This window comes from Burkholderia sp. AU44665, assembly GCF_030504405.1.
In the GTDB taxonomy this organism is placed as follows: Bacteria; Pseudomonadota; Gammaproteobacteria; order Burkholderiales; family Burkholderiaceae; genus Burkholderia; species Burkholderia semiarida.
Map to the genome: position 1 here is coordinate 48,916 of NZ_JAUJRI010000028.1, position 23,351 is coordinate 72,266.

The 23,351-nt window shown below is 68.0% G+C and carries 21 protein-coding genes and 2 tRNA genes; 17 read left to right on the plus strand and 6 right to left on the minus strand.

The window, feature by feature from the left end:
- Positions 1-156 precede the first annotated feature (156 nt).
- Positions 157-232: transfer RNA gene (locus QZM15_RS30745), tRNA-Lys, on the minus strand.
- A gap of 190 nt (positions 233-422) precedes the next feature.
- On the opposite strand from QZM15_RS30745, the gene QZM15_RS30750 reads away from it, so the two are divergent.
- On the plus strand, positions 423-827 hold the full coding sequence (locus tag QZM15_RS30750) for a PaaI family thioesterase (protein ID WP_027785770.1): 405 nt from the start codon (positions 423-425) through the stop codon (positions 825-827).
- Between the two features lie 8 nt (positions 828-835).
- On the plus strand, positions 836-1,702 hold the full coding sequence (locus QZM15_RS30755; RefSeq protein WP_059573647.1) for a patatin-like phospholipase family protein: 867 nt from the start codon (positions 836-838) through the stop codon (positions 1,700-1,702).
- Positions 1,703-1,750: 48 nt separating this feature from the next.
- On the opposite strand, the gene QZM15_RS30760 is transcribed toward QZM15_RS30755, so the two are convergent.
- On the minus strand, positions 1,751-2,764 hold the full coding sequence (locus QZM15_RS30760; protein ID WP_059573604.1) for a D-2-hydroxyacid dehydrogenase family protein: 1,014 nt from the start codon (positions 2,762-2,764) through the stop codon (positions 1,751-1,753).
- 428 nt (positions 2,765-3,192) lie between these two features.
- On the opposite strand from QZM15_RS30760, the gene QZM15_RS30765 reads away from it, so the two are divergent.
- Positions 3,193-4,242, plus strand: a complete 1,050-nt coding sequence (locus QZM15_RS30765) for a LysR family transcriptional regulator (RefSeq protein WP_059573605.1) — start codon at positions 3,193-3,195, stop codon at positions 4,240-4,242.
- Between the two features lie 127 nt (positions 4,243-4,369).
- On the opposite strand, the gene QZM15_RS30770 is transcribed toward QZM15_RS30765, so the two are convergent.
- The 3 genes from QZM15_RS30770 to dprA all read right to left on the minus strand — a co-directional run bounded on the left by QZM15_RS30770 (position 4,370) and on the right by dprA (position 8,891).
- On the minus strand, positions 4,370-6,967 hold the full coding sequence (locus QZM15_RS30770; protein WP_059573606.1) for a DNA topoisomerase III: 2,598 nt from the start codon (positions 6,965-6,967) through the stop codon (positions 4,370-4,372).
- Between the two features lie 193 nt (positions 6,968-7,160).
- Positions 7,161-7,541 (minus strand): thioredoxin family protein, encoded by a 381-nt coding sequence (locus QZM15_RS30775; protein WP_060312278.1) that lies wholly within the window; start codon positions 7,539-7,541, stop codon positions 7,161-7,163.
- Positions 7,542-7,577: 36 nt separating this feature from the next.
- Positions 7,578-8,891 (minus strand): DNA-processing protein DprA, encoded by a 1,314-nt coding sequence (gene dprA / locus QZM15_RS30780; protein WP_302107843.1) that lies wholly within the window; start codon positions 8,889-8,891, stop codon positions 7,578-7,580.
- 192 nt (positions 8,892-9,083) lie between these two features.
- On the opposite strand from dprA, the gene def reads away from it, so the two are divergent.
- The 14 genes from def to QZM15_RS30850 all read left to right on the plus strand — a co-directional run bounded on the left by def (position 9,084) and on the right by QZM15_RS30850 (position 21,929).
- Positions 9,084-9,587 carry a peptide deformylase gene (gene def, locus QZM15_RS30785; protein WP_302107844.1) on the plus strand — a complete coding sequence of 168 codons (504 nt, stop codon included), beginning with the start codon at positions 9,084-9,086 and terminating at the stop codon, positions 9,585-9,587.
- 34 nt (positions 9,588-9,621) lie between these two features.
- Positions 9,622-10,614 (plus strand): methionyl-tRNA formyltransferase, encoded by a 993-nt coding sequence (gene fmt, locus QZM15_RS30790; protein WP_060010902.1) that lies wholly within the window; start codon positions 9,622-9,624, stop codon positions 10,612-10,614.
- A gap of 120 nt (positions 10,615-10,734) precedes the next feature.
- Positions 10,735-11,376 (plus strand): LysE family translocator, encoded by a 642-nt coding sequence (locus tag QZM15_RS30795; protein ID WP_302107845.1) that lies wholly within the window; start codon positions 10,735-10,737, stop codon positions 11,374-11,376.
- A gap of 100 nt (positions 11,377-11,476) precedes the next feature.
- Positions 11,477-12,334 carry a zinc metalloprotease HtpX gene (gene htpX / locus QZM15_RS30800; protein ID WP_006485774.1) on the plus strand — a complete coding sequence of 286 codons (858 nt, stop codon included), beginning with the start codon at positions 11,477-11,479 and terminating at the stop codon, positions 12,332-12,334.
- 233 nt (positions 12,335-12,567) lie between these two features.
- Positions 12,568-13,959: a 16S rRNA (cytosine(967)-C(5))-methyltransferase RsmB gene (gene rsmB, locus QZM15_RS30805; RefSeq protein WP_302107846.1), complete on the plus strand. Its 1,392-nt coding sequence runs from the start codon at positions 12,568-12,570 to the stop codon at positions 13,957-13,959.
- Positions 13,956-14,546: a DUF4390 domain-containing protein gene (locus QZM15_RS30810; protein ID WP_060312271.1), complete on the plus strand. Its 591-nt coding sequence runs from the start codon at positions 13,956-13,958 to the stop codon at positions 14,544-14,546. The genes rsmB and QZM15_RS30810 overlap by 4 nt, the downstream gene beginning before the upstream one ends.
- Positions 14,536-16,950 (plus strand): sensor histidine kinase EsaS, encoded by a 2,415-nt coding sequence (gene esaS, locus QZM15_RS30815; protein WP_059573612.1) that lies wholly within the window; start codon positions 14,536-14,538, stop codon positions 16,948-16,950. The genes QZM15_RS30810 and esaS overlap by 11 nt, the downstream gene beginning before the upstream one ends.
- On the plus strand, positions 16,951-17,652 hold the full coding sequence (esaR, locus tag QZM15_RS30820) for a response regulator transcription factor EsaR (RefSeq protein ID WP_059573613.1): 702 nt from the start codon (positions 16,951-16,953) through the stop codon (positions 17,650-17,652).
- Positions 17,653-17,712: 60 nt separating this feature from the next.
- A tRNA-Phe gene (locus tag QZM15_RS30825) sits at positions 17,713-17,788 on the plus strand.
- Positions 17,789-18,139: 351 nt separating this feature from the next.
- Complete coding sequence (gene queC, locus QZM15_RS30830; protein ID WP_059573614.1) at positions 18,140-18,874, plus strand: 7-cyano-7-deazaguanine synthase QueC; 735 nt, start codon at positions 18,140-18,142, stop codon at positions 18,872-18,874.
- A gap of 76 nt (positions 18,875-18,950) precedes the next feature.
- Positions 18,951-19,583, plus strand: a complete 633-nt coding sequence (gene queE, locus QZM15_RS30835; RefSeq protein ID WP_006482565.1) for a 7-carboxy-7-deazaguanine synthase — start codon at positions 18,951-18,953, stop codon at positions 19,581-19,583.
- 18 nt (positions 19,584-19,601) lie between these two features.
- Positions 19,602-20,054 (plus strand): 6-carboxytetrahydropterin synthase QueD, encoded by a 453-nt coding sequence (queD, locus tag QZM15_RS30840; protein ID WP_302107847.1) that lies wholly within the window; start codon positions 19,602-19,604, stop codon positions 20,052-20,054.
- Positions 20,055-20,400: 346 nt separating this feature from the next.
- Positions 20,401-21,186, plus strand: a complete 786-nt coding sequence (locus QZM15_RS30845; protein ID WP_302107848.1) for an HpcH/HpaI aldolase/citrate lyase family protein — start codon at positions 20,401-20,403, stop codon at positions 21,184-21,186.
- On the plus strand, positions 21,183-21,929 hold the full coding sequence (locus QZM15_RS30850; RefSeq protein ID WP_302107849.1) for a tetratricopeptide repeat protein: 747 nt from the start codon (positions 21,183-21,185) through the stop codon (positions 21,927-21,929). Before QZM15_RS30845 ends, QZM15_RS30850 begins: the two co-directional genes overlap by 4 nt.
- 85 nt (positions 21,930-22,014) lie before the next feature.
- Here QZM15_RS30850 and rodA read toward each other — a convergent pair whose 3' ends face one another.
- Positions 22,015-23,163, minus strand: coding sequence for a rod shape-determining protein RodA (gene rodA / locus QZM15_RS30855; protein ID WP_059573618.1), 1,149 nt, complete (start codon positions 23,161-23,163; stop codon positions 22,015-22,017).
- Between the last annotated feature and the right edge of the window lie 188 nt (positions 23,164-23,351).

Below are 23,351 nucleotides of genomic sequence, written 5' to 3' on the forward strand. Positions count from 1 at the left end.
ACCCCGCGCCGGTCGTGTGATATTTGTCGGACGATTCTAGCGGAAACGATGCGCGACGGACGTGCGGCGGCGTACCGCGAAAGGCGCGCGCTGCGAATACGGCGCGCCAAAACGGAAAAGGCCGGTCAGCTTTCGCTGACCGGCCTTTGAAATTCCTGGTGGGGCGTGAGTGACTCGAACACTCGACCTACGGATTAAGAGTCCGCTGCTCTACCAACTGAGCTAACGCCCCCAACAGAAGAAAGATTATGCCGGGGTTTTCGGGACATGGCAAGCCCTTTCTGCGAATTTCCCGAAAATATTTCGTCACGCCGGCGGCGGTTGCCGGCGCAGTAACGAGCGGTCGCAGTTTGCGCGCTCCCGGTATGATGACGCCACACGCGTTGCGCGGCGGTCGCGCAACGTTTTCTGGACATTCGAAGATGGACGAAAACGCAGTCCGCGAATTGCTGGATCGCCTGCTGGCCCCGTGGGTCCGCTCGCTGGGTCTGGTCCCCGTGTCGATCGGCGACGACAGCGTCACGTTGCGCCTGCCGTTTTCCGGCGAGTTCCGCCATTCGGGCGGCGTGATCTGCGGCCAGGTGTTCACGGCGGCCGCCGACACCGCGATGGTGGTCGCGATCTCGGCTGCGCTCGGCGAATTCCGGCCGATGACGACGGTGTCGCTGAACACGAACTTCATGCGTCCCGTGCGCAAGGGCGACGTGCTCGTCACCGCGCGCGTGCTGCGGATGGGCCGCAACCTCGTGTTCGGCGAAGTCGAGCTGTTCGACGAGGACGGCAAGATGGCCGTCCACGCGACGTCGACCTACGCGCTCGTCAGCTGAGCGGCGCGATGTTCGACCAGATCGTCTTTGCGGGCGGCGGCAATCGGTGCTGGTGGCAGGCCGGCTTCTGGGACGTCGCGCAGCCGGCCCTCGGCCTGCGCCCGCGCGTGATCACCGGCATCTCGGCCGGCGCGGCGACCGCCTGCATGCTGTATACGCGCGACGCCGCATGGGTGATGCGCTATTACGAGGAGGCGCTGCGCCACAACCGGAAGAATGCGTACTGGGGCAACCTGTTCGGGCGTGAGCCGGTGTTTCCGCATTACCGGATCTATCGTCAGGCGCTGCTCGACATCTACGGCGAGCCGTTCGCGAAGCTCGCCGCGGCGCCGGAAATCCGCATCGGCGTGTCGCACGTGCCGCGCTGGCTCGGTGCGCGCAGCGCGGTCGCGGCCGGCCTCGTCGCGTACAACATCGAGAAGTACGTGCGCAAGACGCTGCACCCGACGCTCGGGCGCACGCTCGGCTTTCGGCCCGAATTCGTGCGCGCACAGGCCTGCGCGCACGTCGACGAACTCGCCGACCTGATCCTCCAGTCGTCTTGCACGCCGCCGTTCACGCCGGTGCTGCGGCGCGGCGGCCGGCCGGTGCTCGACGGCGGGATGGTCGACAACGTGCCGGTCGATGCGCTCGATCCGTCTCCGGGCGACGTGCTGGTGCTCGTCACGCGGCTGTATCCGCGTCCGCAGATGTTCACGGTCGCGCATGGCGACCAGCGGCGGCTGTACGTGCAGCCGTCGAGCAAGGTGCCGATTTCGAGCTGGGATTACACGAGCCCGTCGCAGATGCGGCATGCGTACGATCTCGGGCGGCGCGACGGCGAGCACTTCCTCACGCGCGTCGACGCGATGACGGGCGGCCGCGTCGCCGCCTGACGGCGGCAATCGGGCAACGGGGCCACGCGACGCGCGCGGCCCGCGCGGTCAGCGCTTGCGGATCGGCGTCAGCGCTTCGGGGTTGGCGACGCTCGACATGTCGCCGTCGTCGAACGCGAGAATGTTGCGGAATGCGGCACTGAAATACAGTTCGTAGCTTTCGCGTTCGACGTAGCCGATGTGCGGCGTGCAGATCACGTTTTCCATCCGCAGCAGGCTGTAGCCCTGCAGGATCGGCTCGCTTTCGAACACGTCGATCGCGACCATCCCCGGCCGGTTGTGCGACAGCGCGTTGACGAGCGCGTTTTCCTCGAGCAGCTCGGCGCGGCTCGTGTTGACGAGCAGCGACGTCGGCTTCATCCGCATCAGGTCTTCCTGCTTCACGATCCCGCGCGTGTCGTCGTGCAGGCGCAGGTGCAGCGACAGCACGTCGCTCTGCTCGAACAGCGCTTCGCGGCTCTCAGCGGCCGTGTAGCCGTCGGCGCGCGCGGCCTCGAGCGAATGCTCGCGGCCCCAGATCAGCACGTTCATCCCGAACGCCTTGCCGTAACCGGCGACGAGCCGGCCGATCTTGCCGTAGCCCCAGATGCCGAGCGTCTGGCCGCGCAGCACCTGGCCGAGGCCGAAGTTCGGCGGCAGCGCCGACGTCTTCAGGCCCGACTGCTGCCAGGCGCCCTGCTTCAGGTTCGCGACGTACTGCGGAATGCGGCGCTGGGCGGCCATCACGAGCGCCCAGGTCAGCTCGGCCGGCGCGACGGGCGAACCGGTGCCTTCGAGCACCGCGATGCCGCGGTCGGTACACGCGTCGAGATCGATGTGGCTCGACACGCGGCCGGTCTGGCTGATCATGCGCAGGTTCGGCAGCTTCGAGAGCAACTGCGAGGTAATCGGGGTCCGTTCACGAATCAGCACGAGCGCCTCGACTTCCGCCAGACGGCTGGCGAGCTGTCCCAGGCCGCGCACCGTATTGTTGAAGACCTTTACGTCGTGGCCGGCGAGCATCTCGAAGCAGTTCAGTTTGCGGACGGCGTCCTGGTAGTCGTCGAGGATGGCAATTTTCATGGTGAACGGGGTGTCGCGCGTTGAAAGCGGGCACGGGCGGCGGCGCATCCTGCGCACCTGTTCCGCCCGGCCGGGGCCGACATGATGCTACGCCGGCCGCCTTCGTGGGGTCTTTTTAACAGGTTGTTACGCTCCGCCGCAATGGGCGCCAGCCACCCCCGGCACTGCTCGCGCGCCGTGCGCAAGGGTGCGCTGTTGTGTCGCATCAAACACGTCCTTCCTGATTCGGCCGCTTACTCGACGAGGTTCACCCAATTGTTGCTCGCAGCAGAATAATTGGATCAACTATCCGCGAAAGGCGAGGATTTTTGACTATTTTTATCGTCAACCGGCCCGTTGTTGAGCAACTCTGCATCATTTCCGCTGTCGTAGGAGAATTACGCATTTGCTTCATCTTTTTGAAGTTGTAACAGCGGCAGGAGTCGTTTATGGATCATTTGCAGTCGATGCGCGTGTTCGTCAAGGTTGCAGATCTCGGCAGTTTCGCGCGGGCCGCGAGCGCAATGGATATCTCCAACGCGGTCGCGACGCGCCACGTCGCCGATCTGGAAGGCCGGCTCGGCACGCGTTTGCTTAACCGCACCACGCGCAGCCTCTCCCTGACGGAGTCGGGTCAGGTCTATCTGGAGCGTGCCCGCCAGATCCTCGACGAGCTCGAGGACGTCGAGCAGATGGTCGTCGCACGCAATCACGAGCCGGTCGGCACGCTGCGCATCGTGGCGCCGGTCGTGTTCGGCCTGCACAACCTCGCCCCCGTGCTGCAGTCGTACACGGAGAATTTCCCGAAGGTGGTGCCGGATCTCACGCTGGTCGACCGGCAGGTCGATCTCGTCGAGGAAGGCTTCGACGTCGGCATCGTCGTCACGCGCCAGATGCGCAGCGCGAGCATCGTCACGCGGCGCCTGACCACCGGCTGCATGACCGTGTGCGCGACGCCCAGCTATCTGGAGAAGCACGGCGTGCCGACGCATCCGGAACAGCTCGCCGAGCACCCGGCGCTGAGCCTGCCGACCGAATACTGGGGCGACGAGCGCGTGTTCACGGGGCCGGACGGCGAAGTGCGCGTGCGCCCGACCAACGTGATCGTCGCGAACAACACCGCGATGCTGCGCCAGTTCGCGTTGCTCGGGATGGGCGTCGCGATCCTGCCGAGCTACCTGATCGGCAGCGACATCGCGCGCGGCGCGCTCGTGCGGCTGCTGCCGGATTTCCGGCTGCCGCAGGTCGAGATCAACATCGCCTACCCGAGCCGGCGCCATCTGCCGGCGAAGGTGCGTACGTTCATCGATCATCTCGTCGAGCATTTCAGTCACTCGACCGACGCGACGATGGGCGAGCAATGGGCCGCGCAGGGCGCGACGCCGCCGCCGATCGGCGTCGAGATGCGTGCCGAGCAGCCCGAAACGACCGATCCGAACCTGCAACCGCGTCTTGCGCGCTCGCCGCGCACGCGCGTGGCGATGCCGTCGCCGCTGTAACGGCCCGGCGCCCGCCCGGTAGCAAGACGGCCGGCACGAAGAAAAAACGCGGATCGATCGATCCGCGTTTTTTATGGGTGCGCGCCGGAGCCGGACGCGCCGCAAGCGGCGCGCGGCGGCCGGGCCGTCACGAACCCGTCTTGCGCGCCGTCGTCTTGCGCGCGGCGGTCTTGCGGGCCGGCGCCGGTTTCTCTTCGGCACCTTCCGTCACGGTTTCGGCATCCTTCGTCGCCGATTTGGCCGTCTTCTTCGCGGCGGCCGCTTTCGGCTCCTTCTTCTCGAACTCGAAGCCGATCTTGCCGTCCGGCTGCTTCACGAGGAACGCCTTGAAGTTGCGGCCGGTACGCGACGACTTGAAGTTCGGCAGCAGGTCCGTGCGGCCGTCGGCCAGCAGCTTGCCCATCTGCTCGCGCGTGATTTCCTGCTGCAGGATCACCTTGCCCGAGCGGAAGTCGCAAGTCTTCGGGTTCGCCACCGAGTGCTCGCACACGTAGCTCATCCCGTGTTCGAAGACGCGGCCCTTGCACTTCGGGCACGCGCCGACCGGTTCCTGCGCGGAGAAGTCGGGCGCTTCGCCTTCCTCGCCGCCCTGGTCCTGGCCGAAATCGAACTCGAGCTTGTAGTTCTTCGTCTCGTCGTCGAACGACAGCTTCAGGATCGCCGAGAACGGGCGGCCCATCTTGCTGCGGAACCCGGACAGCGGCCCGATTTCCTTCTTCTGCAGCAATTCCTCGACTTCCGGGATCTCGAACTGCCGGCTGCCCGGGATCTTCGAGATCGAGAAGTCGCACTTCGTGCACGCGAAGCGGCGATAGTTTTCCTTCACCTGGCCGCCGCAGTTCGGGCACGGCGTCTGAAGGGTCGCGTAGTCGCCGGGGATCGTGTCGGAATCGTATTCCTTCGCGCGCTTGACGATCTGCTGCGTCATGCGGGCGATTTCCTGCATGAACGCGTCGCGCCCGAGATTGCCGCGCTCCATCTGCGACAGCTTGTATTCCCATTCGCCGGTGAGCTCGGGCGCGGTGAGTTCCTTCACGCCGAGGCCGCGCAGCAGCGTCATCAGCTGGAACGCCTTCGCGGTCGGGATCAGTTCGCGGCCCTCGCGCAGCAGGTACTTCTCGCCGAGCAGGCCTTCGATGATTGCCGCGCGCGTCGCCGGCGTGCCGAGACCCTTCGCGGCCATCGCCTCGCGCAGCTCGTCGTCCTCGACCAGCTTGCCCGCGCCTTCCATCGCGGACAGCAGCGTCGCTTCCGAGTAGCGTGCGGGCGGCTTCGTCACGAGCGCGACGGCGGCGATTTCGTCCGTCTTCACCTTCTCGTCCTTCTGCACCGGCACGAGGTTCGCGTCGGCGCCTTCGGCATCGCGGCCGTACACCTGCAGCCAGCCCGGCTCGACGAGCACCTTGCCTTCGGTCTTGAAGTGATGGCCCGCGACTTCGGTGATCCGCGTCGTCACGCGGAATTCGGCCGCCGGGAAGAACACCGCGAGGAAGCGCTTCACGACCATGTCGTACAGCTTCTGCTCCGGCTCGGACAGCGACTTCGGCGCCTGCAGCGTCGGGATGATGGCAAAGTGGTCGCTGATCTTCGAGTTGTCGAAGATCCGCTTGTTCGGCTTCACCCAGCCCTTGTCGAGCACCTGCTTCGCATGCGGCAGATAGTTGTGGCTCTCCTTGAGCATCTCGAGCGTGGACTGGACCGTCGAAAGATAGTCTTCCGGCAGCGCGCGCGCATCGGTACGCGGATAGGTCAGCACCTTGTGCTTTTCATACAGCGCCTGGGCGAGGCCGAGCGTATTTTTCGCGGAGAAGCCGAAGCGGCTGTTCGCCTCGCGCTGCAGGCTCGTCAGGTCGAACAGCAGCGGCGAGAGTTGCGTCGACGGCTTCGATTCCTCGGACACCGTGCCGATCTGGTCGCGGCAGGCGGCGACGATCGTTTCGGCGGCCGGCAGGCTCCAGAGGCGGGAGTCGCGCTTTTCCGGATCGAATTCGTCGCGCTTGAATTTCGGGTCGAACCACTTGCCTTCGTAGAAGCCGCCCGCGCACGCGAATTCGGCCTTCACTTCCCAGTAGTCGCGCGGGACGAAGCGGCGGATTTTCTCTTCACGTTCGACGACGATCGACAGCGTTGGCGTCTGAACGCGGCCGACAGTGGTCAGGAAGAAGCCGCCGCCCTTGCTGTTGAACGCGGTCATCGCGCGCGTGCCGTTGATCCCGACGAGCCAGTCGGCTTCCGAGCGGCAGCGTGCGGCGTCGGCGAGCGGCTGCATGTCCGAGTCGCTGCGCAGGTTCGCGAAACCGTCGCGGATCGCCTGCGGCGTCATCGATTGCAGCCACAGACGCTGGACCGGCTGCTTCGCCTTCGCGTGCTGCGCGATCAGGCGGAAAATCAGCTCGCCTTCGCGCCCCGCGTCACATGCGTTGATCAGGCGGTCGACGTCCTTGCGCTTCATCAGCTTCGTGAGCACCTTGAGGCGCGACTCGCTTTTTGCGATCGGGTTCAGGTCGAAATGCGGGGGAATGACGGGCAGATGCGCGAAGCTCCATTTCCCGCGCTTGACCTCGTACTCCTCCGGGGCGGCGATTTCCAGCAGGTGGCCGACAGCGGACGAAAGGACGTAATCGTCGCTCTCGTAATACTCGTCATGCTTGGTAAAGCCGCCCAAAGCGCGTGCGATGTCGTTCGCGACAGAAGGCTTTTCCGCAATGATCAGTGCTTTGGACATGACAGGTGTGTGTTGGTAGACCGGGTTCGCCGGCGTGGGTCCCTTTTACGACCGCTTTATAGCACACGCGGCAGCGACGGCGGCTCGGCGTGTAAAAAGCGGCTCATCATAGAGGGGGGCCGCAACGGCGGCAAGCGTCCGGCGCGGCGGAGCGCGCGAACCTGCGCGAAACCTGCCGCGCCGGCCCGCGAATTCAGGCTTCGACGGTCAGGACGTCGCGCAATTTCGGTGCGTGCGGCGCACCGGGCACCGCGCTCAGGTCGGACAGCATGCGCTCGACGATCGCCGCGTGCGGCAGTACCGTGCCGAAGAAGCGCGCGGTGTGGGCATCCTCGATCAGGATGGTCGGGAAGTTCTCGACGTCGAGATCGTCGAGCCGGTCGGCATGGGTTTCGATGTCGATCCAGGCGAAGCAGGCATCCGGATGCGCGTCGGCGAGCTGGTCGAAGGCGGTCCGGTAGTCGCGGCACGTGCCGCACCACTCGGCGCACAGGCAGGCGACCAGCAACGTGCCGGGATCGGCGAGGCGCTCGGCGATCCGATCTGCGTCGGTGTCGAGATTCAGCGCGGGCATGGCATTCCTTGGGTAGCGTCGGCGGCCGGGCCGCCCCTATGGCGGGGAATGTAGCACGCTCCGCGCGGACGGGGTGGGCGCCGCGTCAAGCCGCGCGAACCGTCCGCCGGCGACGCTCGCGACGCGGCCGGCCAGTTCCAGCGCGAGCAGCGCGCCATGCAGCACGTCGTCGGACAGGCCGCTGTGCTCGGCCAGCCATTCGTACGTCACGGGGCCGTATCCCAGGGCGGCGAGCACCGCCTGTTCCGATGGGGTAATCGGTGACGCGGCTTCGATCCGGGGCGACGCGGCGGCCGCGACGGCGCGATTCGCCGGCGCGCCGCCGGCCGTTTGGGGCTCGCCGCTTTCGCCGGCGTCCGGGCCCGGGTGGCCGGCCCGCACCGTGCCGGCTCGTGCTTGCGCCGCCGGCTCGCCCAGCCCGTATTCCTCGAGCACGTCGAACGGCGCCGCGGTGAGCTTCGCGCCGTCGCGGATCAGCGCGTGGCAGCCCTGCGCGAGCGGGGCGTGGATCGAACCGGGCATCGCGAACACATCGCGCCCCAATTCGTTCGCGAGCCGCGCGGTGATCAGCGAGCCCGAGCGCGGGGCGGCCTCGACGACGAGCACGCCGAGCGCGAGCGCGGCGATCAGCCGGTTGCGCTGGGGAAAATGCGCGGCGCGGGCCGGCGTGCCCAGCGGCCATTCCGACACGATCGCGCCGTGCGCGGCGATCTCGTGGGCGAGCGCGCGGTGCCGCGCCGGATAGACGAGATCGGCGCCGGTCGCGATCACCGCGACCGTGCCCGAGCGGCCGTCGAGCCCGCCACGATGCGCGGCGCCGTCGATGCCGAGCGCAAGGCCCGAGACGATCGTGAGGCCCGCATCGGACAGCCCGCGTGCGAAATGCGTGGCGTCGGCGAGCCCCTGCGGCGTCGCGTGGCGGCTGCCGACCACGGCGAGGCCGCGGGCGTGCAGCAGATCGAGCCGCCCCTTTACATATAGCAGCGGCGGCGGATCGTGCAGATCGCGCAGCCGCGGCGGGTAGGCCGGATCGCTCAGCGTGACGAGCACGTTGCCCGGCCCGTCGAGCCAGGCGAGTGCGGCGTCGGTGCGCGTATCGAGATCGTCGCGCTCGCTCGCGCGCACGGCGTGCGCGGCGGCGGGGCTGGCCACGGTGGCGATTGCCCCGCCGGACGCGCGCAGCAACGCCGCCGGCGAGCCGAAGGCGGCAAGTAAAATCTGCAGCACGGCGGGCGGGAGGCCGGGCGCATGCGCGAGCTGCAGCCAGGCGCGCAGCGCGGCGGGCGTCAGCGCTTGCGGCGACATGAGACGGCCCTCGAATGCGGCGGCCAGCGCAGCGCGTGACGCCATGATAAAATTTTCATCATCCGAAATACTCGACAGGGCCGTGCGCGCAGGCGCCCGGCCGATTGCAGGAGGCGCGATCCGCGGCATTGATATGCCACGCATCCGCCTCATCTTCATTGCATCGCGGCGGCGGCGCCAGCCGGCCGGATGGCCGATGCGGCGCGCCGCCCCATCGAATACCGAACACCGAACACCATGGCTTTGCTCAATATTCTTCATTACCCCGACAAGCGGCTGCACAAGGTCGCGAAGCCCGTCGACAAGGTCGACGACCGGATCCGCAAGCTCGTCGCCGACATGGCCGAGACCATGTACGCGGCGCCCGGCATCGGCCTGGCCGCCACGCAGGTCGACGTGCACGAGCGCGTGATCGTGATCGACGTCTCCGAGGAGAAGAACGAACTGCGCGCGTTCATCAACCCGGAAATCATGTGGTCGAGCGACGCGAAGCAGACCTATGAAGAAGGCTGCCTGTCGGTGCCCGGCATCTACGACGAGGTCGAGCGGCCCGACCACGTGCGCGTGCGCGCGCTCAACGAGCACGGCGAGGCATTCGAGCTCGACTGCGAAGGGCTGCTCGCCGTGTGCGTCCAGCACGAGATGGATCACCTGATGGGCCGCGTGTTCGTCGAATACCTGTCGCCGCTCAAGCAGACGCGTATCAAGACGAAGATGAAGAAACTCGAACGCGCGATGTGATGCGCGCACGCCCAGCCCGACCCCGAACGCTGTCATGACCCATACGTTGCGCGTGATTTTTGCCGGCACGCCGGAATTCGCCGCGGCTGCCCTTGCCGCGATCCACGAGGCCGGTTTCCCGGTGCCGCTCGTGCTCACCCAGCCCGATCGCCCGGCCGGCCGTGGGATGAAGCTCCAGGCGAGCGCCGTGAAGCGCTACGCCGTCGAGCACGGGATGACCGTCGCGCAGCCGCCGTCGCTGCGCCGCGCGGGCAAGTACCCGGCGGAGGCGGCCGACGCGATCGAGCTGCTGCGCGCGACGCCGCACGACGTGATGGTGGTGGCCGCGTACGGCCTGCTGCTGCCGCAGGAAGTGCTCGACATCCCGCGCGCCGGCTGCATCAACATTCACGCGTCGCTGCTGCCGCGCTGGCGCGGCGCCGCGCCGATCCATCGCGCGATCGAGGCCGGCGACGCCGAGACGGGCGTCACGCTGATGCAGATGGACGCCGGCCTCGACACCGGCGCGATGATCGACGAGGCGCGCACGGCGATCGCGCCCGACGATACGACCGCGACGCTGCACGACCGTCTCGCCGCCGACGGCGCGCGGCTGATCGTCGACGCGCTCGTGCGGCTCGAGCGCGACGGCACGCTGCCGGCGACGCCGCAGCCGGCCGACGGCGTGACCTACGCGGAAAAGATCGGCAAGCACGAAGCGGCGCTCGACTGGCGCAAGCCGGCCGACGTGCTCGCACGCCAGGTGCGGGCGTTCGATCCGTTCCCGGGCGGCGTCGCGACGCTCGACGGTGCGGCCATCAAGCTGTGGGCGGCCGAGCCCATGGCGGCGCGCGGCACGATTGCCGACGCGGCGCCCGGCACGATCGTCGAAGCCGCGCCGGAAGGCGTGGTGGTTGCATGCGGCAGCGGCGCGCTGCGCGTGACCCAGTTGCAGAAGCCGGGCGGCAAGCGGCTGCCCGCGCGCGAATTCCTCGCCGGTTCGCCGCTCGCCGCCGGGCAGCGTTTCGCGCTGCCCGACGCTGACTGACACGGCCCGAGCGCCATTCGACCCGGTCTGCCGGACCGGCGCAACTGGCCGGATGGCCGAGTCGCGCGGTGCGGCAGGCGCGCGTAGAATTTCCCTGCGCTTTCCGGTTTCGAGGTCTTCATGTTCGGCATCACCCATTTCGGCTTCTTCGTGTTCGCGGTTTTCCTGCTGAACATCACGCCCGGCCCCGACACGGCCTACATCGTCGGCCGCAGCGTCGCGCAGGGGCGCGGCGCGGGGCTGATGTCGGCGTTCGGTATTTCTGCCGGCTGCTGCGTCCACGCACTTGCGTGCGCATTCGGGCTGACCGCGCTGCTGGCGGCGTCGGCAACCGCGTTCACGGTGATCAAGCTGGTCGGCGCCGCGTACCTGATCTATCTCGGCGTGCGGATGGTTATCGCGAAGCCGGCCGCCGCGCCGTCGGGCGCGGAAGCCGTGCAGGTCCCGGCCGCCAGGCCGCTGCGCCAGTTGTTCATGCAGGGCTTCTGGACCAACGTGCTCAATCCGAAAGTCGTGCTGTTCTTCGTGTCGTTCTTCCCGCAGTTCGTATCGGCCGACAGTCCGCACAAGGCATGGGCGTTCCTGACCCTCGGCGCGGTGTTCGTCGCGATGAGCACGGCCTGGACGAGCCTGGTCGCGTGGGTGGCGGGCACTGTCACGCAGCGCTTTTCCGGCAAGCCGGGCGTCAAGAAATGGCTCGATCGCACGGTCGGCAGCGCTTTCGTCGGGCTCGGCCTGCGTCTTGCCGCTTCGCAACGCTGAGATTGAATTTTTCCGGCGAGACCTTATCTAACAAATCGCTTACAATTTTCCGCCGTGCGCTGTGAAGCGCGGCGGGTCCCCTGACGGATAAGGAGTGGGTATGTTCAATTGGGTCAAAACGGCGATGCTGATGGCCGCGATCACGGCCCTGTTCATCGTGATCGGCGGGATGATCGGCGGCTCGCGCGGCATGACGATCGCGCTGCTGTTCGCGCTCGGCATGAATTTCTTCTCGTACTGGTTCTCTGACAAGATGGTGCTGCGCATGTACAACGCGCAGGAAGTCGACGAGAACACGGCGCCGCAGTTCTACCGGATGGTGCGCGAGCTGGCCACGCGCGCGAACCTGCCGATGCCGCGCGTCTACCTGATCAACGAGGACGCGCCGAACGCGTTCGCGACGGGCCGCAACCCCGAGCACGCGGCGGTCGCCGCGACGACGGGCATCCTGCGCGTGCTGTCGGAGCGCGAGATGCGCGGCGTGATGGCGCACGAGCTCGCGCACGTGAAGCACCGCGACATCCTGATCTCCACGATCACGGCGACGATGGCGGGTGCGATCTCGGCACTCGCGAATTTCGCGATGTTCTTTGGCGGGCGCGACGAGAACGGCCGGCCAGCCAACCCGATCGCGGGTATCGCGGTCGCGCTGCTTGCGCCGATCGCAGGCGCGTTGATCCAGATGGCGATTTCGCGGGCGCGCGAGTTCGAGGCCGACCGCGGCGGCGCGCAGATTTCCGGCGATCCGCAGTCGCTCGCCACCGCGCTCGACAAGATCCATCGCTATGCGGCGGGCATCCCGTTCCAGGCGGCCGAGGCGCATCCGGCCACCGCGCAGATGATGATCATGAACCCGCTGCACGGCGGCGGCCTGCAGAACCTGTTCTCGACGCACCCGGCCACCGAGGAGCGCATCGCGCGCCTGATGGAGATGGCGCGCACCGGCCGCTTCGATTGACCTCCGGCATACCCCGCGGCCGTTGCCGCGCGGAGGCCGCCCCGCCACCCCGCATGCTCCGCGCTGCGGGGTGTTTCATTTGCGTGCGCCGTAAAGGGGCCAAAGGGGCGGCATGGCCGCACGCTACAATGCGCGGTTTGGGATCGCCAGGCCATCCGGCGGCTGCGATCCCGCCGTTTGCCGCATTTGTTTGCCGCAGCTGATTGCCGCGCCTGTTTGCCGATTCCGCACCGATGACACGACCCCGTTCTTCCGCTTCGACTCCTTCCGGCCGCCCGGCGCGCCTGGCCGCGCTGCATCTGGCGCCCGATTCGCTCGGCTTCGCGCTCGACGCGGCCGCGCAGGCGGTCGATGCGGTGCGGCGCGGCACCGCATTGCCGGCGGCGCTGTCGGCGGTGTTCGCGCAGATGCCGTCCGGTGCGCAGGCGCTCGCGCGCGGCGCGACGCAGGACGTCGCCTACCGGACGATGCGTCGCCTCGGCAGCGCGGACTGGCTGATCGGCCGGTTCGTCAGCAAGGCGCCGCCCGCGCACGTACACGCGGTGCTCGCCGGCGCATTCGCGCTGCTGCTCGACCCGGCGGACGAGGCCGCGTACCCGGCGTTCACGGTGGTCGACCAGGCCGTCACCGTCATCGGTGCGCGGCGCGAATTCGCATTCGCGAAGGGGATGGTCAACGCGGTGCTGCGCCGTTTTCTGCGCGAGCGCGACGCGCTCGTCGCGGCGATGCAGGACGACTCGGTCGCGCGCTGGAACTACCGCGCGTGGTGGGTCGATGCGGTGAAGCGCGCCTGGCCCGACGCGTGGCAGGCGATTCTCGCGGCCGGCGAGCGTCAGGGGCCGCTGACGCTGCGCGTGAATGCGCGCCGCGCGAGCGTCGACGCGTATCTCGACACGCTGCGTGCGAGCGGGATCGACGCGACCGCGATCGGCCGGCATGCGGTGCGGCTCGCGTCGGCGCTGCCGGTGGATCGCATTCCGGGATTCGCCGACGGCGTGGTGTCGGTGCAGGACGCCGGCGCGCAACTCGCGGCCGAATGGCTCGGCGCGCGCGACGGCATGCGCGTGCTCGACGCATGCGCGGCGCCCGGCGGCAAGACGGGCCATATTCTCGAACTCGCGGACGCGGAAGTCGTGGCGCTCGAAAGCGACGCGACGCGCGCGGCGCGTATCGGCGAGAATCTCGTGCGGCTGTCGCTCGCGGCGGAGGTGCGCGTCGGCGACGCGGGCGCGCCGGACGCGTGGTACGACGGGCGCCCGTTCGATCGCATCCTGGCCGACGTGCCGTGCTCGGCGTCCGGCATCGTGCGGCGGCACCCCGACATCCGCTGGCTGCGCCGCGAGGCCGATATCCCGGCGCTGGTCGCGGAGCAGCGCCGCATCCTGTCGGCGCTGTGGCCGCTCGTGAAGCCGGGCGGCGAACTGCTGTACGTGACCTGTTCGATCTTCCCCGAAGAAGGCGAATTGCAGGCCCGCTGGTTTGAAGCGGCCTGTGAAGATGCGGTACGATTGGACGCCCCCGGCCAGCTGCTGCCGGGTGGCGCGCACGGACGGGCGGCCGCCGGCGCACTCGACCAGAACACCGATCACGACGGATTTTTCTACGCGCGGTTTCAGAAACGGTGACGATCAAACACCTTTTTCCCTTTCGGCTCGCGGCCGTCTTGCTGGTTGCGTTGACGCTATGCGTGGCCATCGTCCGGCCGGCGCATGCCGAATCGATCGCCGTGCAGCGCGCGTCGCTCCAGGCCGACGGAAGCGGCTGGAGCCTCGACGCGCGTTTCGACTTCGAGCTGAATCCGAACCTCGAGGATGCCGTCAACAAGGGCATCCCGCTCTACTTCACGACCGACTTCGAGCTGAGCCGCGCGCGCTGGTACTGGTTCGACGAGCAGCCGGTGTCCGTCACGCAGACGATCCGCCTGTCGTTCCAGCCGCTCACGCGCGAGTACCGCGTGTCGACGGGCGGCCTGCAGCTCGGTTTCCCGTCGTTGAAGGATGCGCTCGCGGTCGTCCGGCACATCACGTCGTGGCACGTGATCGATCGCAACCAGGTGCGCGCGGGCGAAACCTACACGGCATCGGTGCGGATGCAGCTCGATACGGCGCTGATGCCGAAGCCGTTCCAGGTCGATGCCGTGAACAACCGCGACTGGACGCTCGGGTCGGACTGGAAGCGCTTCAATTTCACGGTGACCGAACGTGCTAAATAAAGTACGCCGCGCGGCCAGCGGGAAGAGCCTCCTCGTCCGCGTGATCGTCTCGACCGTCGCGCTGACCGCGCTGCTGCTGCTCGTGCTGCTCGCGGCCGCGAGCGCGAACACCGAATTCTTCGACCGCTACTACTCGTGGCTGTACGCGACCAACATCGTCGTCGCGCTCGTGTTCCTGCTCGTGGTGCTCGGGCTGATCGGGATGATCGTCGCGCGCCTGAGGAAGGGCAAGTTCGGCACGCGGCTGCTCGCGAAGCTCGCGGTGTTCTTCGCGCTCGTCGGCGTGGTGCCGGGCGGGATCATCTACATCGTGTCGTACCAGTTCGTGTCGCGCAGTATCGAGTCGTGGTTCGACGTGAACGTCGAGACGGCGCTGACGGCCGGCCTGAACCTCGGCCGCGGGATGCTCGATGCGTCGCTGTCCGATCTGCAGACGAAGGCGCGGCTGATGTCCGACCAGCTCGCGAGCGTCGACGCGAACACGAACGGCACGACGCTCACGCTGCTGCGGCTGCGCGACCAGTTCGGCGTGCAGGACGCGACGATCGTCGAGCCGAGCCGCGGCGGCTCCGGCGCGGCGCCCGACCTGCACATCGTCGCGCAGGCGTCGGGCAATTTCGCGGCGCTGATTCCGGACGACCTGCCGACGCCGCTGATGCTGAGCCAGGCGCGCGAACACGGCGCGTATGCGGCGATCGAGGGCGAAGTCGACGGCGACCCGCGCGCGCACGGCGCGAAGGGCGCGCTGCGGCTGCGCGTCGTGCGGCCGATTCCCGATGCGACGACGTCGCTGCTGCAGCCGGCGGAGCGGTTCCTGCAGCTCACGCAGCCGGTGCCGCCCGGGCTCGCGCACAACGCGGACGCCGTGCAGCGCGCGTACCGCGAGTACCAGGAAAAGTCGCTCGGCCGCACCGGCCTGCGCAAGATGTACATCGGCACGCTGACGCTCGCGCTGTTCCTCGCGACCTTCATCGCGATGATGCTCGCGCTCGCGCTCGGCCAGCAGCTCGCGCGGCCGCTGTTCCTGCTCGCGCAGGGCACCAAGGAGATCACGGAAGGCGACTACACGCCGAAGCGCGAGATCAAGACGCGCGACGAGCTCGGCTTCCTCACGCAGTCGTTCAACGCGATGACGCGCCAGTTGTCCGAGGCGCGGCTCGCGGTCGAGAAGAACCGCATCGCGCTCGAGCATTCGAAGACGTATCTCGAGAGCATCCTCGCGAACCTGACGGCCGGCGTGTTCGTGCTCGACCGCCAGTTCCGGTTGACGACGGCCAATCGCGGCGCCGAGCGGATCTTCCGGCAGCCGTTCAACACGCTGATCGGCACGACGCTCGACCGGATCGGCGTGGCCGCCGGGTTCGGCGCGATGGTGCGCAAGGCGTTCGCCGATCGCGAGGCGGCGTCAGACGGCGGCAGCGGCGATCGCGGCCATTGGCAGCAGCAGTTCGCGATCGAGGTGCCGGGCGAAACCGATCCGCTGACGCTGCTCGTGCGCGGCACGCGGCTCGTGTCGACGGTCGAGGGGCAGGCCGACGATCCGCAGACGTCCGGTTACGTCGTCGTGTTCGACGACATCTCCGACGTGATTTCCGCGCAGCGGTCGGTCGCGTGGGGCGAGGTCGCGCGGCGGCTCGCGCACGAGATCAAGAATCCGCTGACGCCGATCCAGCTGTCGGCCGAGCGGCTGCAGATGAAGCTGTCGGACAAGCTCGCGCCGTCCGACGCGGACGTGCTCAAGCGCGGCGCGACGATGATCGTGAACCAGGTGGCCGCGATGAAGCGGATGGTCGACGATTTCCGCGAATACGCGCGCACGCCGCCGGCTGTGCTCGCGAACCTGCAGTTGAACGACCTGGCGAGCGAGGTGCTCGGGTTGTACGGCGTCGGCGAAGGCAAGAGCCCGATCGTCGCCGAGCTCGCGCCGTCGCTGCCGGTGATTCGCGGCGACGCGACGCAATTGCGCCAGGTGATTCACAACCTGCTGCAGAATGCGCAGGATTCGGTCGCGGAGTCCGCGCATCCGCGTGTGTTGATCGAAACCAAGACAGTAGAATATGGCGACCCCGACGCCGAAGGCAAAACGCGCGTCGCGGTACGTCTGACCGTGTCCGACAACGGGCCCGGTTTTCCGGCACGCATCCTGACCCGCGCGTTCGAGCCTTACGTGACGACGAAGGCGAAGGGCACGGGGCTCGGGCTGGCCACGGTCAAGAAAATCGTTGACGAGCACGGCGCGCGGATCGATCTGCGCAATCGCATGCACGGCGAGACCGTCGAGGGTGCGCAGGTGTCGATCCTCTTCCTGCAGATGGCGAGCGATACGCCAGGCGCCGAACCGGGCGCACAGGACGGGGCGACGCCCGCCAAGACAAAAGCAAGTGAGCAGACAAAGGCAGCGTAAATGGCAACCATCCTGGTGGTAGATGATGAAATGGGCATCCGGGAATTGCTCTCGGAGATCCTCAGCGATGAAGGACATGTCGTCGAGGCGGCGGAGAACGCGCAGGCCGCGCGGGAATACCGGCTGAAGCAGGCGCCCGATCTCGTGCTGCTCGATATCTGGATGCCCGATACCGACGGCGTCACGCTGCTCAAGGAATGGGCGGCGCAGGGGCTGCTGACGATGCCCGTGATCATGATGTCCGGGCACGCGACGATCGATACGGCCGTCGAGGCGACGAAGATCGGCGCGCTCGATTTCCTCGAGAAACCGATCGCGCTGCAGAAGCTGCTGAAATCGGTCGAGCATGGTCTCGCACGCGGCGCGGCGCCCGTATCCGCGAACGCGGCGGCGAAGGCGGGCGGCGGCCAGCCCGCAGGCCCGGCGGCGGTCGCGTCCGCGGCGGCGCTGCCGACGCTCGGCGACGACATGGCGTCGGCGCTCGGCCTCGCGGGCCAGACGGCCGCGATCCCGTTCGACATCCCGCTGCGCGAAGCGCGCGATGCGTTCGAGCGCGCGTACTTCGAATATCACCTCGCGCGCGAGAACGGCAGCATGACGCGCGTCGCGGAGAAGACGGGCCTCGAGCGCACGCACCTGTATCGCAAGCTCAAGCAGCTCGGCGTCGAGCTCGGCAAGAAGCCGCCCGAAGGCGCGCTGTAAAATTTTTTGCGAAAGCACTTGCTTAGGGGTGAATAGCTCGATATACTTTCATTCTTCGTTGGCCCGGTAGCTCAGTTGGTAGAGCAGCGGATTGAAAATCCGCGTGTCGATGGTTCGATTCCGTCCCAGGCCACCAGCATTCAAAACCCCAAGAATCGGAAGGTTCTTGGGGTTTTTCGTTTGTGGTGGGTATCGCGTGTCGTGGGCCGTGGGCCCGGCAGCATTCGCCGGGGCATGATAAAATCCGTGCCCGCTCAATGACTTAGCGCATCGCTTCATGCGCATGGTCGGCCGCCCGCGGCGCGCCTGCCGTGGCGCGCGGCAACGATGCCGCGCGATGAGCGGTATAAGCGCGCCGCCGCATTCTCGGCCGACCGCGCTGCCTATACTGGTCGAGCCGGCGCAGGCCGGCCGTGTCGGGCCGCCCGGCGGCAGCCGGCCTCGGGGCGCAGCGCGACGCGAGCCTACACATTCACGGAGTATCACGGTGATTCGGACAGACGCTAAAGACGGCGCGCTCGTGTTGTTTTCCGGCGGGCAGGATTCCGCCACGTGCGTGGCATGGGCCCTCGAACGCTACCAGACGGTCGAGACGCTCGGCTTCGATTACGGCCAGCGTCATCGCGTCGAGCTCGAGTGTCGCGAAGGCGTGCGCGAAGCGTTGAAGCGCAAGTTTCCGGCGTGGTCGGACCGGCTCGGCGACGATCACATGATCGACCTGTCGGTGCTCGGCGCGATCAGCGATACCGCGATGACGCGCACGATCGAGATCGAGACGGCGGCGAACGGCCTGCCGAATACGTTCGTGCCGGGCCGCAACCTGATGTTCATGACGATCGCCGCGGCGATCGCCTATCGCCGCGGGCTGCGCGTGCTGGTCGGCGGGATGTGCGAGACCGATTTCTCGGGCTATCCGGACTGCCGCGACGACACGATGAAGGCGCTGCAGGTCGCGCTGAATCTCGGCATGGATACGCGCATCGTGCTCGAGACGCCGCTGATGTGGCTCGACAAGGCGCAGACGTGGCAACTCGCCGAACAGCTCGGCGGCGACGCGCTCGTCGAACTGATCCGCGTCGAGACGCACACGTGCTACGTGGGCGAGCGCGCGGAGCTGCACGACTGGGGCTTCGGCTGCGGCGAATGCCCGGCCTGCAAGCTGCGCAAGCGCGGCTACGAAGCCTACCTGAAGGGCGAGCGGGTGACCGAAGCGCCGTTGTGACGCGGCTCGCGCGGGCAGCGCTTGATGGACAACGGATTCTGATCGACAACGAGCGGCGCGAGCCGGACGAAGCACGATGACTTACGCGGTCAAGGAAATTTTCTACACGTTGCAGGGCGAGGGCGCGAACGCGGGCCGGCCGGCCGTGTTCTGCCGGTTCGCCGGCTGCAATCTGTGGTCGGGCCGCGAAGAGGACCGTGCGGAGGCCGTGTGCCGCTTCTGCGATACCGACTTCGTCGGCACCGACGGCGAGAACGGCGGCAAGTTCAAGGACGCCGCCGCGCTCGTCGCGACGATCGCGGGCCTGTGGCCGGAAGGCGAAGCGCACCGCTTCGTCGTCTGCACGGGCGGCGAGCCGATGCTGCAGCTCGACCAGCCGCTCGTCGACGCGCTGCATGCGGCAGGCTTCGAGATCGCGATCGAGACCAACGGTTCGCTGCCGGTGCTCGAATCGATCGACTGGATCTGCGTGAGCCCGAAGGCCGATGCGCCGCTCGTCGTCACGAAGGGCAACGAACTGAAGGTCGTCGTGCCGCAGGACAACCAGCGGCTCGCCGACTACGCGAAGCTCGATTTCGAGTATTTTCTCGTGCAGCCGATGGACGGCCCGTCGCGCGATCTCAATACGAAGCTCGCGATCGACTGGTGCAAGCGTCATCCGCAGTGGCGGCTGTCGATGCAGACCCACAAATATCTGAACATTCCCTGAGCCACGGCTTTTGACATCGTGCTGATTACCCGAAAACTCGAATTCGACGCGGGCCACCGCATCCCCGATCACCGCAGCCAGTGCAGGAACCTGCACGGCCATCGCTACGTGCTCGAAATCACGCTGCGCGGCGATCTCGTCGATACGGAAGGGGCGCCCGACCGCGGCATGGTGATGGATTTCGCCGACGTGAAGGCGCTCGCGATGGAGCACCTCGTCAGCAAGTGGGACCACGCGTTCCTGGTCTATGCGCGTGACGAGGTCGTGCGCTCGTTCCTCGAGCAGATGGCCGACCACAAGACCGTCGTGATCGACCGGATCCCGACCGTCGAGAATCTCGCGGCGATCGCGTTCGACATCCTCGCGAACGTGTACGACGCGCACTACGGCGTGAACCTGCGCCTCGAGCGCGTGCGGCTGTACGAAACGCCGAACTGCTGGGCCGACGTCGAGCGCCAGCTCGGCCGCTGATCCTGCCTGCCCCGGCAGCCCCGCCGTGCGGCGCGGGCTGCCCGTCGATGCGCTTTCGCGCGCCCACGCCCCCGCGGTCTCGCCGCCGCCAGTCCCGCGCCGGTACGGCTTCCTCCGTCAGTTCCCGCATCGAGCACCCCGCCGCGCTATGATCGTCGTGCGGCGCCGAAAAACGCTCGCGTGACCCATTGCGCGGCCCGCGCTGTCAGATCGGCCGTCCCGGGCCGACTCACGTTCTCGGGCGCGCGATCCGCCGCCGCCGTGCTTCGCTTGCCCGGCGGCGGGCGTTTCGCTTCGCCTGTTGCTTGTCCCGTTCGATTGCCGTTCCGCTCCGGAGGCCGTATCGATGAGCACGCTCACCAATTCCCTCAAACAACGCCTGCGCGACGGTGACGAGCCGCTGTACGGCCTGTGGCTGTCGCTCGGCAGCGACTCGGCCGCGGAAGCGCTCGCGCACGCCGGTTACGACTGGCTCTGCATCGACATGGAGCATGCGCCGAACGACAGTCGCGACGTGGCGTCGCAACTGCGCGCGATCGCCGCCGCGCACCTGCCGAGCGAGCCGGTCGTGCGCGTGCCGGCGCGCGAGCCGTGGCTCGTGAAGCGCGCGCTCGACGCCGGCGCGCGCACGCTGATGTTCCCGTGTATCGAGACGCCCGACGACGCCGCGCACGCGGTGCGGCTCACGCGCTTCCCGTCTCCCGAAACGCCCGACGGGCTGCGCGGCGTCGCGGGCATGGTGCGCGCGGCGGCGTTCGGCATGCGACGCGACTACCTGCAGACGGCGAATGCGCAAGTCGCGGTGGTCGTGCAGGTCGAATCGGCGCGCGGCGTCGACGAAGTCGAGCGGATCGCGGCGACGCCGGGCGTCGATTGCGTGTTCGTCGGTCCGGCCGACCTCGCGGCGAGCCTCGGGCATCTCGGCGATATCCGCCATCCGGACGTCGAAACCGCGATGGCGCGCGTGCTCGCGGCCGGCAAGCAGGCGGGCGTCGCGGTCGGCATCTTCGCGGCCGATACGGCGGCCGCGCGCCAGTACCGCGAGGCCGGCTACCGGATGATCACGGTGTCGGCCGACGTGAGCTGGCTGTTGCGCGCGGCGCGACAGGCGTTGCAGGAGGTACGGTCATGAACGGCGCAGACGGTGCGTGCCGCAGGCGCGCGCGGATCGGGGCGATGGTCGGCCTGTGGGCCGTGTGGGCGGCGGCGGCCGCGCAGGGTGCGCCGCAAGCGAAGCCCGATCCGTCGCGCGAGACGCAATCGGCGGTCGCCGACTACAACGCGGGCGACTATCGCGCGGCACTGGTGCAGTTCCACGATGCGGCCGAGCGCGGCGATCGCCTCGCGCAGTTCAATTACGCGATGATGCTGCTGACGGGCGAAGGCGTGACGGCGAACGTCGACGAAGGGCTGCGCTGGCTGAAGCGCGCGGCGGAAGCGAACATGTCGCATGCGCAGTACGTGTACGGCCGGATGTTCGACGACGGCGAGTTCGTCGCGCGCAATCCGGCCGAAGCGCACCGCTGGTTCCTGCGGGCCGCGAAGCAGGGGCACGTGCAGGCCGCGCTGTCGCTCGCGAACCAGTTTCTGGACGGGCGCGGCACGCCGCGCGACAACCGGCAGGCGTTCACGTGGTACAAGCAGGCCGCCGACGCCGGCGAGCCCACCGCGCAGTACGTGACCGCATCGTTCTACGAGCGCGGCGGCGACGGCGTCACGCAGAACCTGAACATCGCACGGGCGTATTACGCGGCGGCCGCCGCGCAGGGCGACGAGACGGCCGGCCTGAAATTCAAGGAGCTGAGCGCGCGGCTGAAGGCGCCGGCATCGGGCGCCGGCGTGGGGCAAGACAAGCCGCGCGCGCCGCCGCAGTAAGCGGCCGCATTCGGCGGGCCCGATGCAAAACGGCGCGTCGCGGCGCCGTTTGCGTGTGCTGCGCGGTACGGTGCCGGCCGCGCGATCAGCTCTTCATCAGCCGCCGCTGCCGGCCGACGCTCATGATCATCCCGATCGCGATGCCGAGCGTCGTGAGCGCGGTGCCGCCGTAACTCATGAACGGCAGCGGCACGCCGACGACCGGCAGCACGCCGCTCACCATCCCGATGTTGACGAACGCGTAGACGAAGAACGCGAGCGTGAGCGAGCCCGCGAGCAGCCGGCCGAACTGTGTCGCGCCCTGCGCGGCGATGTAGAGGCCGCGCGCGATCAGCGCCATGTACAGCGCCAGCAGCACGAGCCCGCCGGCGAGCCCCCATTCCTCCGAGAACACCGCGAAGATGAAGTCGGTGTGCTTTTCGGGGATGAATTCGAGGTGGGCCTGCGTGCCTTTCAGGTAGCCCTTGCCGAGCACGCCGCCCGAGCCGATCGCGATCACCGCCTGGATCGTGTGGAAGCCCTTGCCGAGCGGGTCGGACGTCGGGTCGAGCAGCGTGCACACCCGGTGCTTCTGGTAGTCGTGCATCAGCGGCCACTGCACTTCGGGCTGGCAGATGCGTTCCTCGAACACGGCGATCGAGCCGACCGCGATCACGCCCGCGACGAGCACCGGCACGATCAGCTTGAACGACAGGCCGGCCAGATAGATCACGAAGAAGCCGGCCGCGAACACGAGCAGGCCGGTGCCGAGGTCGGGCTGCTTCGCGATCAGCCCGACCGGCACCATCAGGATCCCGAACGCCGCGACGAAGTCGTACCAGCGCAGCCCGCCTTCGCGGCGCTGGTAGTACCACGCGAGCATCAGCGGCGTCGCGATCTTGAGGATTTCCGACGGCTGGATCACGACGCCGACGTTCAGCCAGCGCTTCGCGCCCTTCTTGGTCATCCCGAACAGCGCGACGGCGATCAGCAGCGTGACCCCGAACGTGTAGAGCGGGACCGCGAAGCGCATCAGCGTGGTCGGCGGGATGTTGGCGATCACCCACATCAGCACGAAGGTCAGCAGGATGTTGCGCAACTGGTCCTCGACGCGGCCCGGCACGTCGATCGACGCGCTGTACAGCGTGACGATGCCGACGCACAGCAGCAGGAACACGATGAGGGCGAGCGGGCGGTCGAAGCCCGCGAACATCTGCTTGATCTTGTCGAGCCAGGCGCGCTTGTCGAATTGCATGCCTTTCTCCGTTAATGAGCGGTGCCGGCGTCCGCCGCTTTCGCGGGGGCCGTCGCACGATGGTTGTCGTCCCGCGGCGCGGCGACGAGCGGTTGCGCGTCGCTGGCGGGCCGGCGCGGGCGGTGCGGGCGCCGGATCGGCGGCAGGCTCGCGGCCATCGGCGCCGCGGCGCTCGCGTCGGCCGGCGC

Coding starts and splice junctions, on each gene's coding strand:
- QZM15_RS30750 (WP_027785770.1), top strand. CDS start 423: ATGGACGAAAACGCAGTCCGCGAATTGCTGGATCGCCTGCTGGCCCCG.
- QZM15_RS30755 (WP_059573647.1), top strand. CDS start 836: ATGTTCGACCAGATCGTCTTTGCGGGCGGCGGCAATCGGTGCTGGTGG.
- QZM15_RS30760 (WP_059573604.1), bottom strand. CDS start 2,764: ATGAAAATTGCCATCCTCGACGACTACCAGGACGCCGTCCGCAAACTG.
- QZM15_RS30765 (WP_059573605.1), top strand. CDS start 3,193: ATGGATCATTTGCAGTCGATGCGCGTGTTCGTCAAGGTTGCAGATCTC.
- QZM15_RS30770 (WP_059573606.1), bottom strand. CDS start 6,967: ATGTCCAAAGCACTGATCATTGCGGAAAAGCCTTCTGTCGCGAACGAC.
- QZM15_RS30775 (WP_060312278.1), bottom strand. CDS start 7,541: ATGCCCGCGCTGAATCTCGACACCGACGCAGATCGGATCGCCGAGCGC.
- dprA (WP_302107843.1), bottom strand. CDS start 8,891: ATGGCGTCACGCGCTGCGCTGGCCGCCGCATTCGAGGGCCGTCTCATG.
- def (WP_302107844.1), top strand. CDS start 9,084: ATGGCTTTGCTCAATATTCTTCATTACCCCGACAAGCGGCTGCACAAG.
- fmt (WP_060010902.1), top strand. CDS start 9,622: ATGACCCATACGTTGCGCGTGATTTTTGCCGGCACGCCGGAATTCGCC.
- QZM15_RS30795 (WP_302107845.1), top strand. CDS start 10,735: ATGTTCGGCATCACCCATTTCGGCTTCTTCGTGTTCGCGGTTTTCCTG.
- htpX (WP_006485774.1), top strand. CDS start 11,477: ATGTTCAATTGGGTCAAAACGGCGATGCTGATGGCCGCGATCACGGCC.
- rsmB (WP_302107846.1), top strand. CDS start 12,568: ATGACACGACCCCGTTCTTCCGCTTCGACTCCTTCCGGCCGCCCGGCG.
- esaR (WP_059573613.1), top strand. CDS start 16,951: ATGGCAACCATCCTGGTGGTAGATGATGAAATGGGCATCCGGGAATTG.
- queE (WP_006482565.1), top strand. CDS start 18,951: ATGACTTACGCGGTCAAGGAAATTTTCTACACGTTGCAGGGCGAGGGC.
- QZM15_RS30845 (WP_302107848.1), top strand. CDS start 20,401: ATGAGCACGCTCACCAATTCCCTCAAACAACGCCTGCGCGACGGTGAC.
- QZM15_RS30850 (WP_302107849.1), top strand. CDS start 21,183: ATGAACGGCGCAGACGGTGCGTGCCGCAGGCGCGCGCGGATCGGGGCG.
- rodA (WP_059573618.1), bottom strand. CDS start 23,163: ATGCAATTCGACAAGCGCGCCTGGCTCGACAAGATCAAGCAGATGTTC.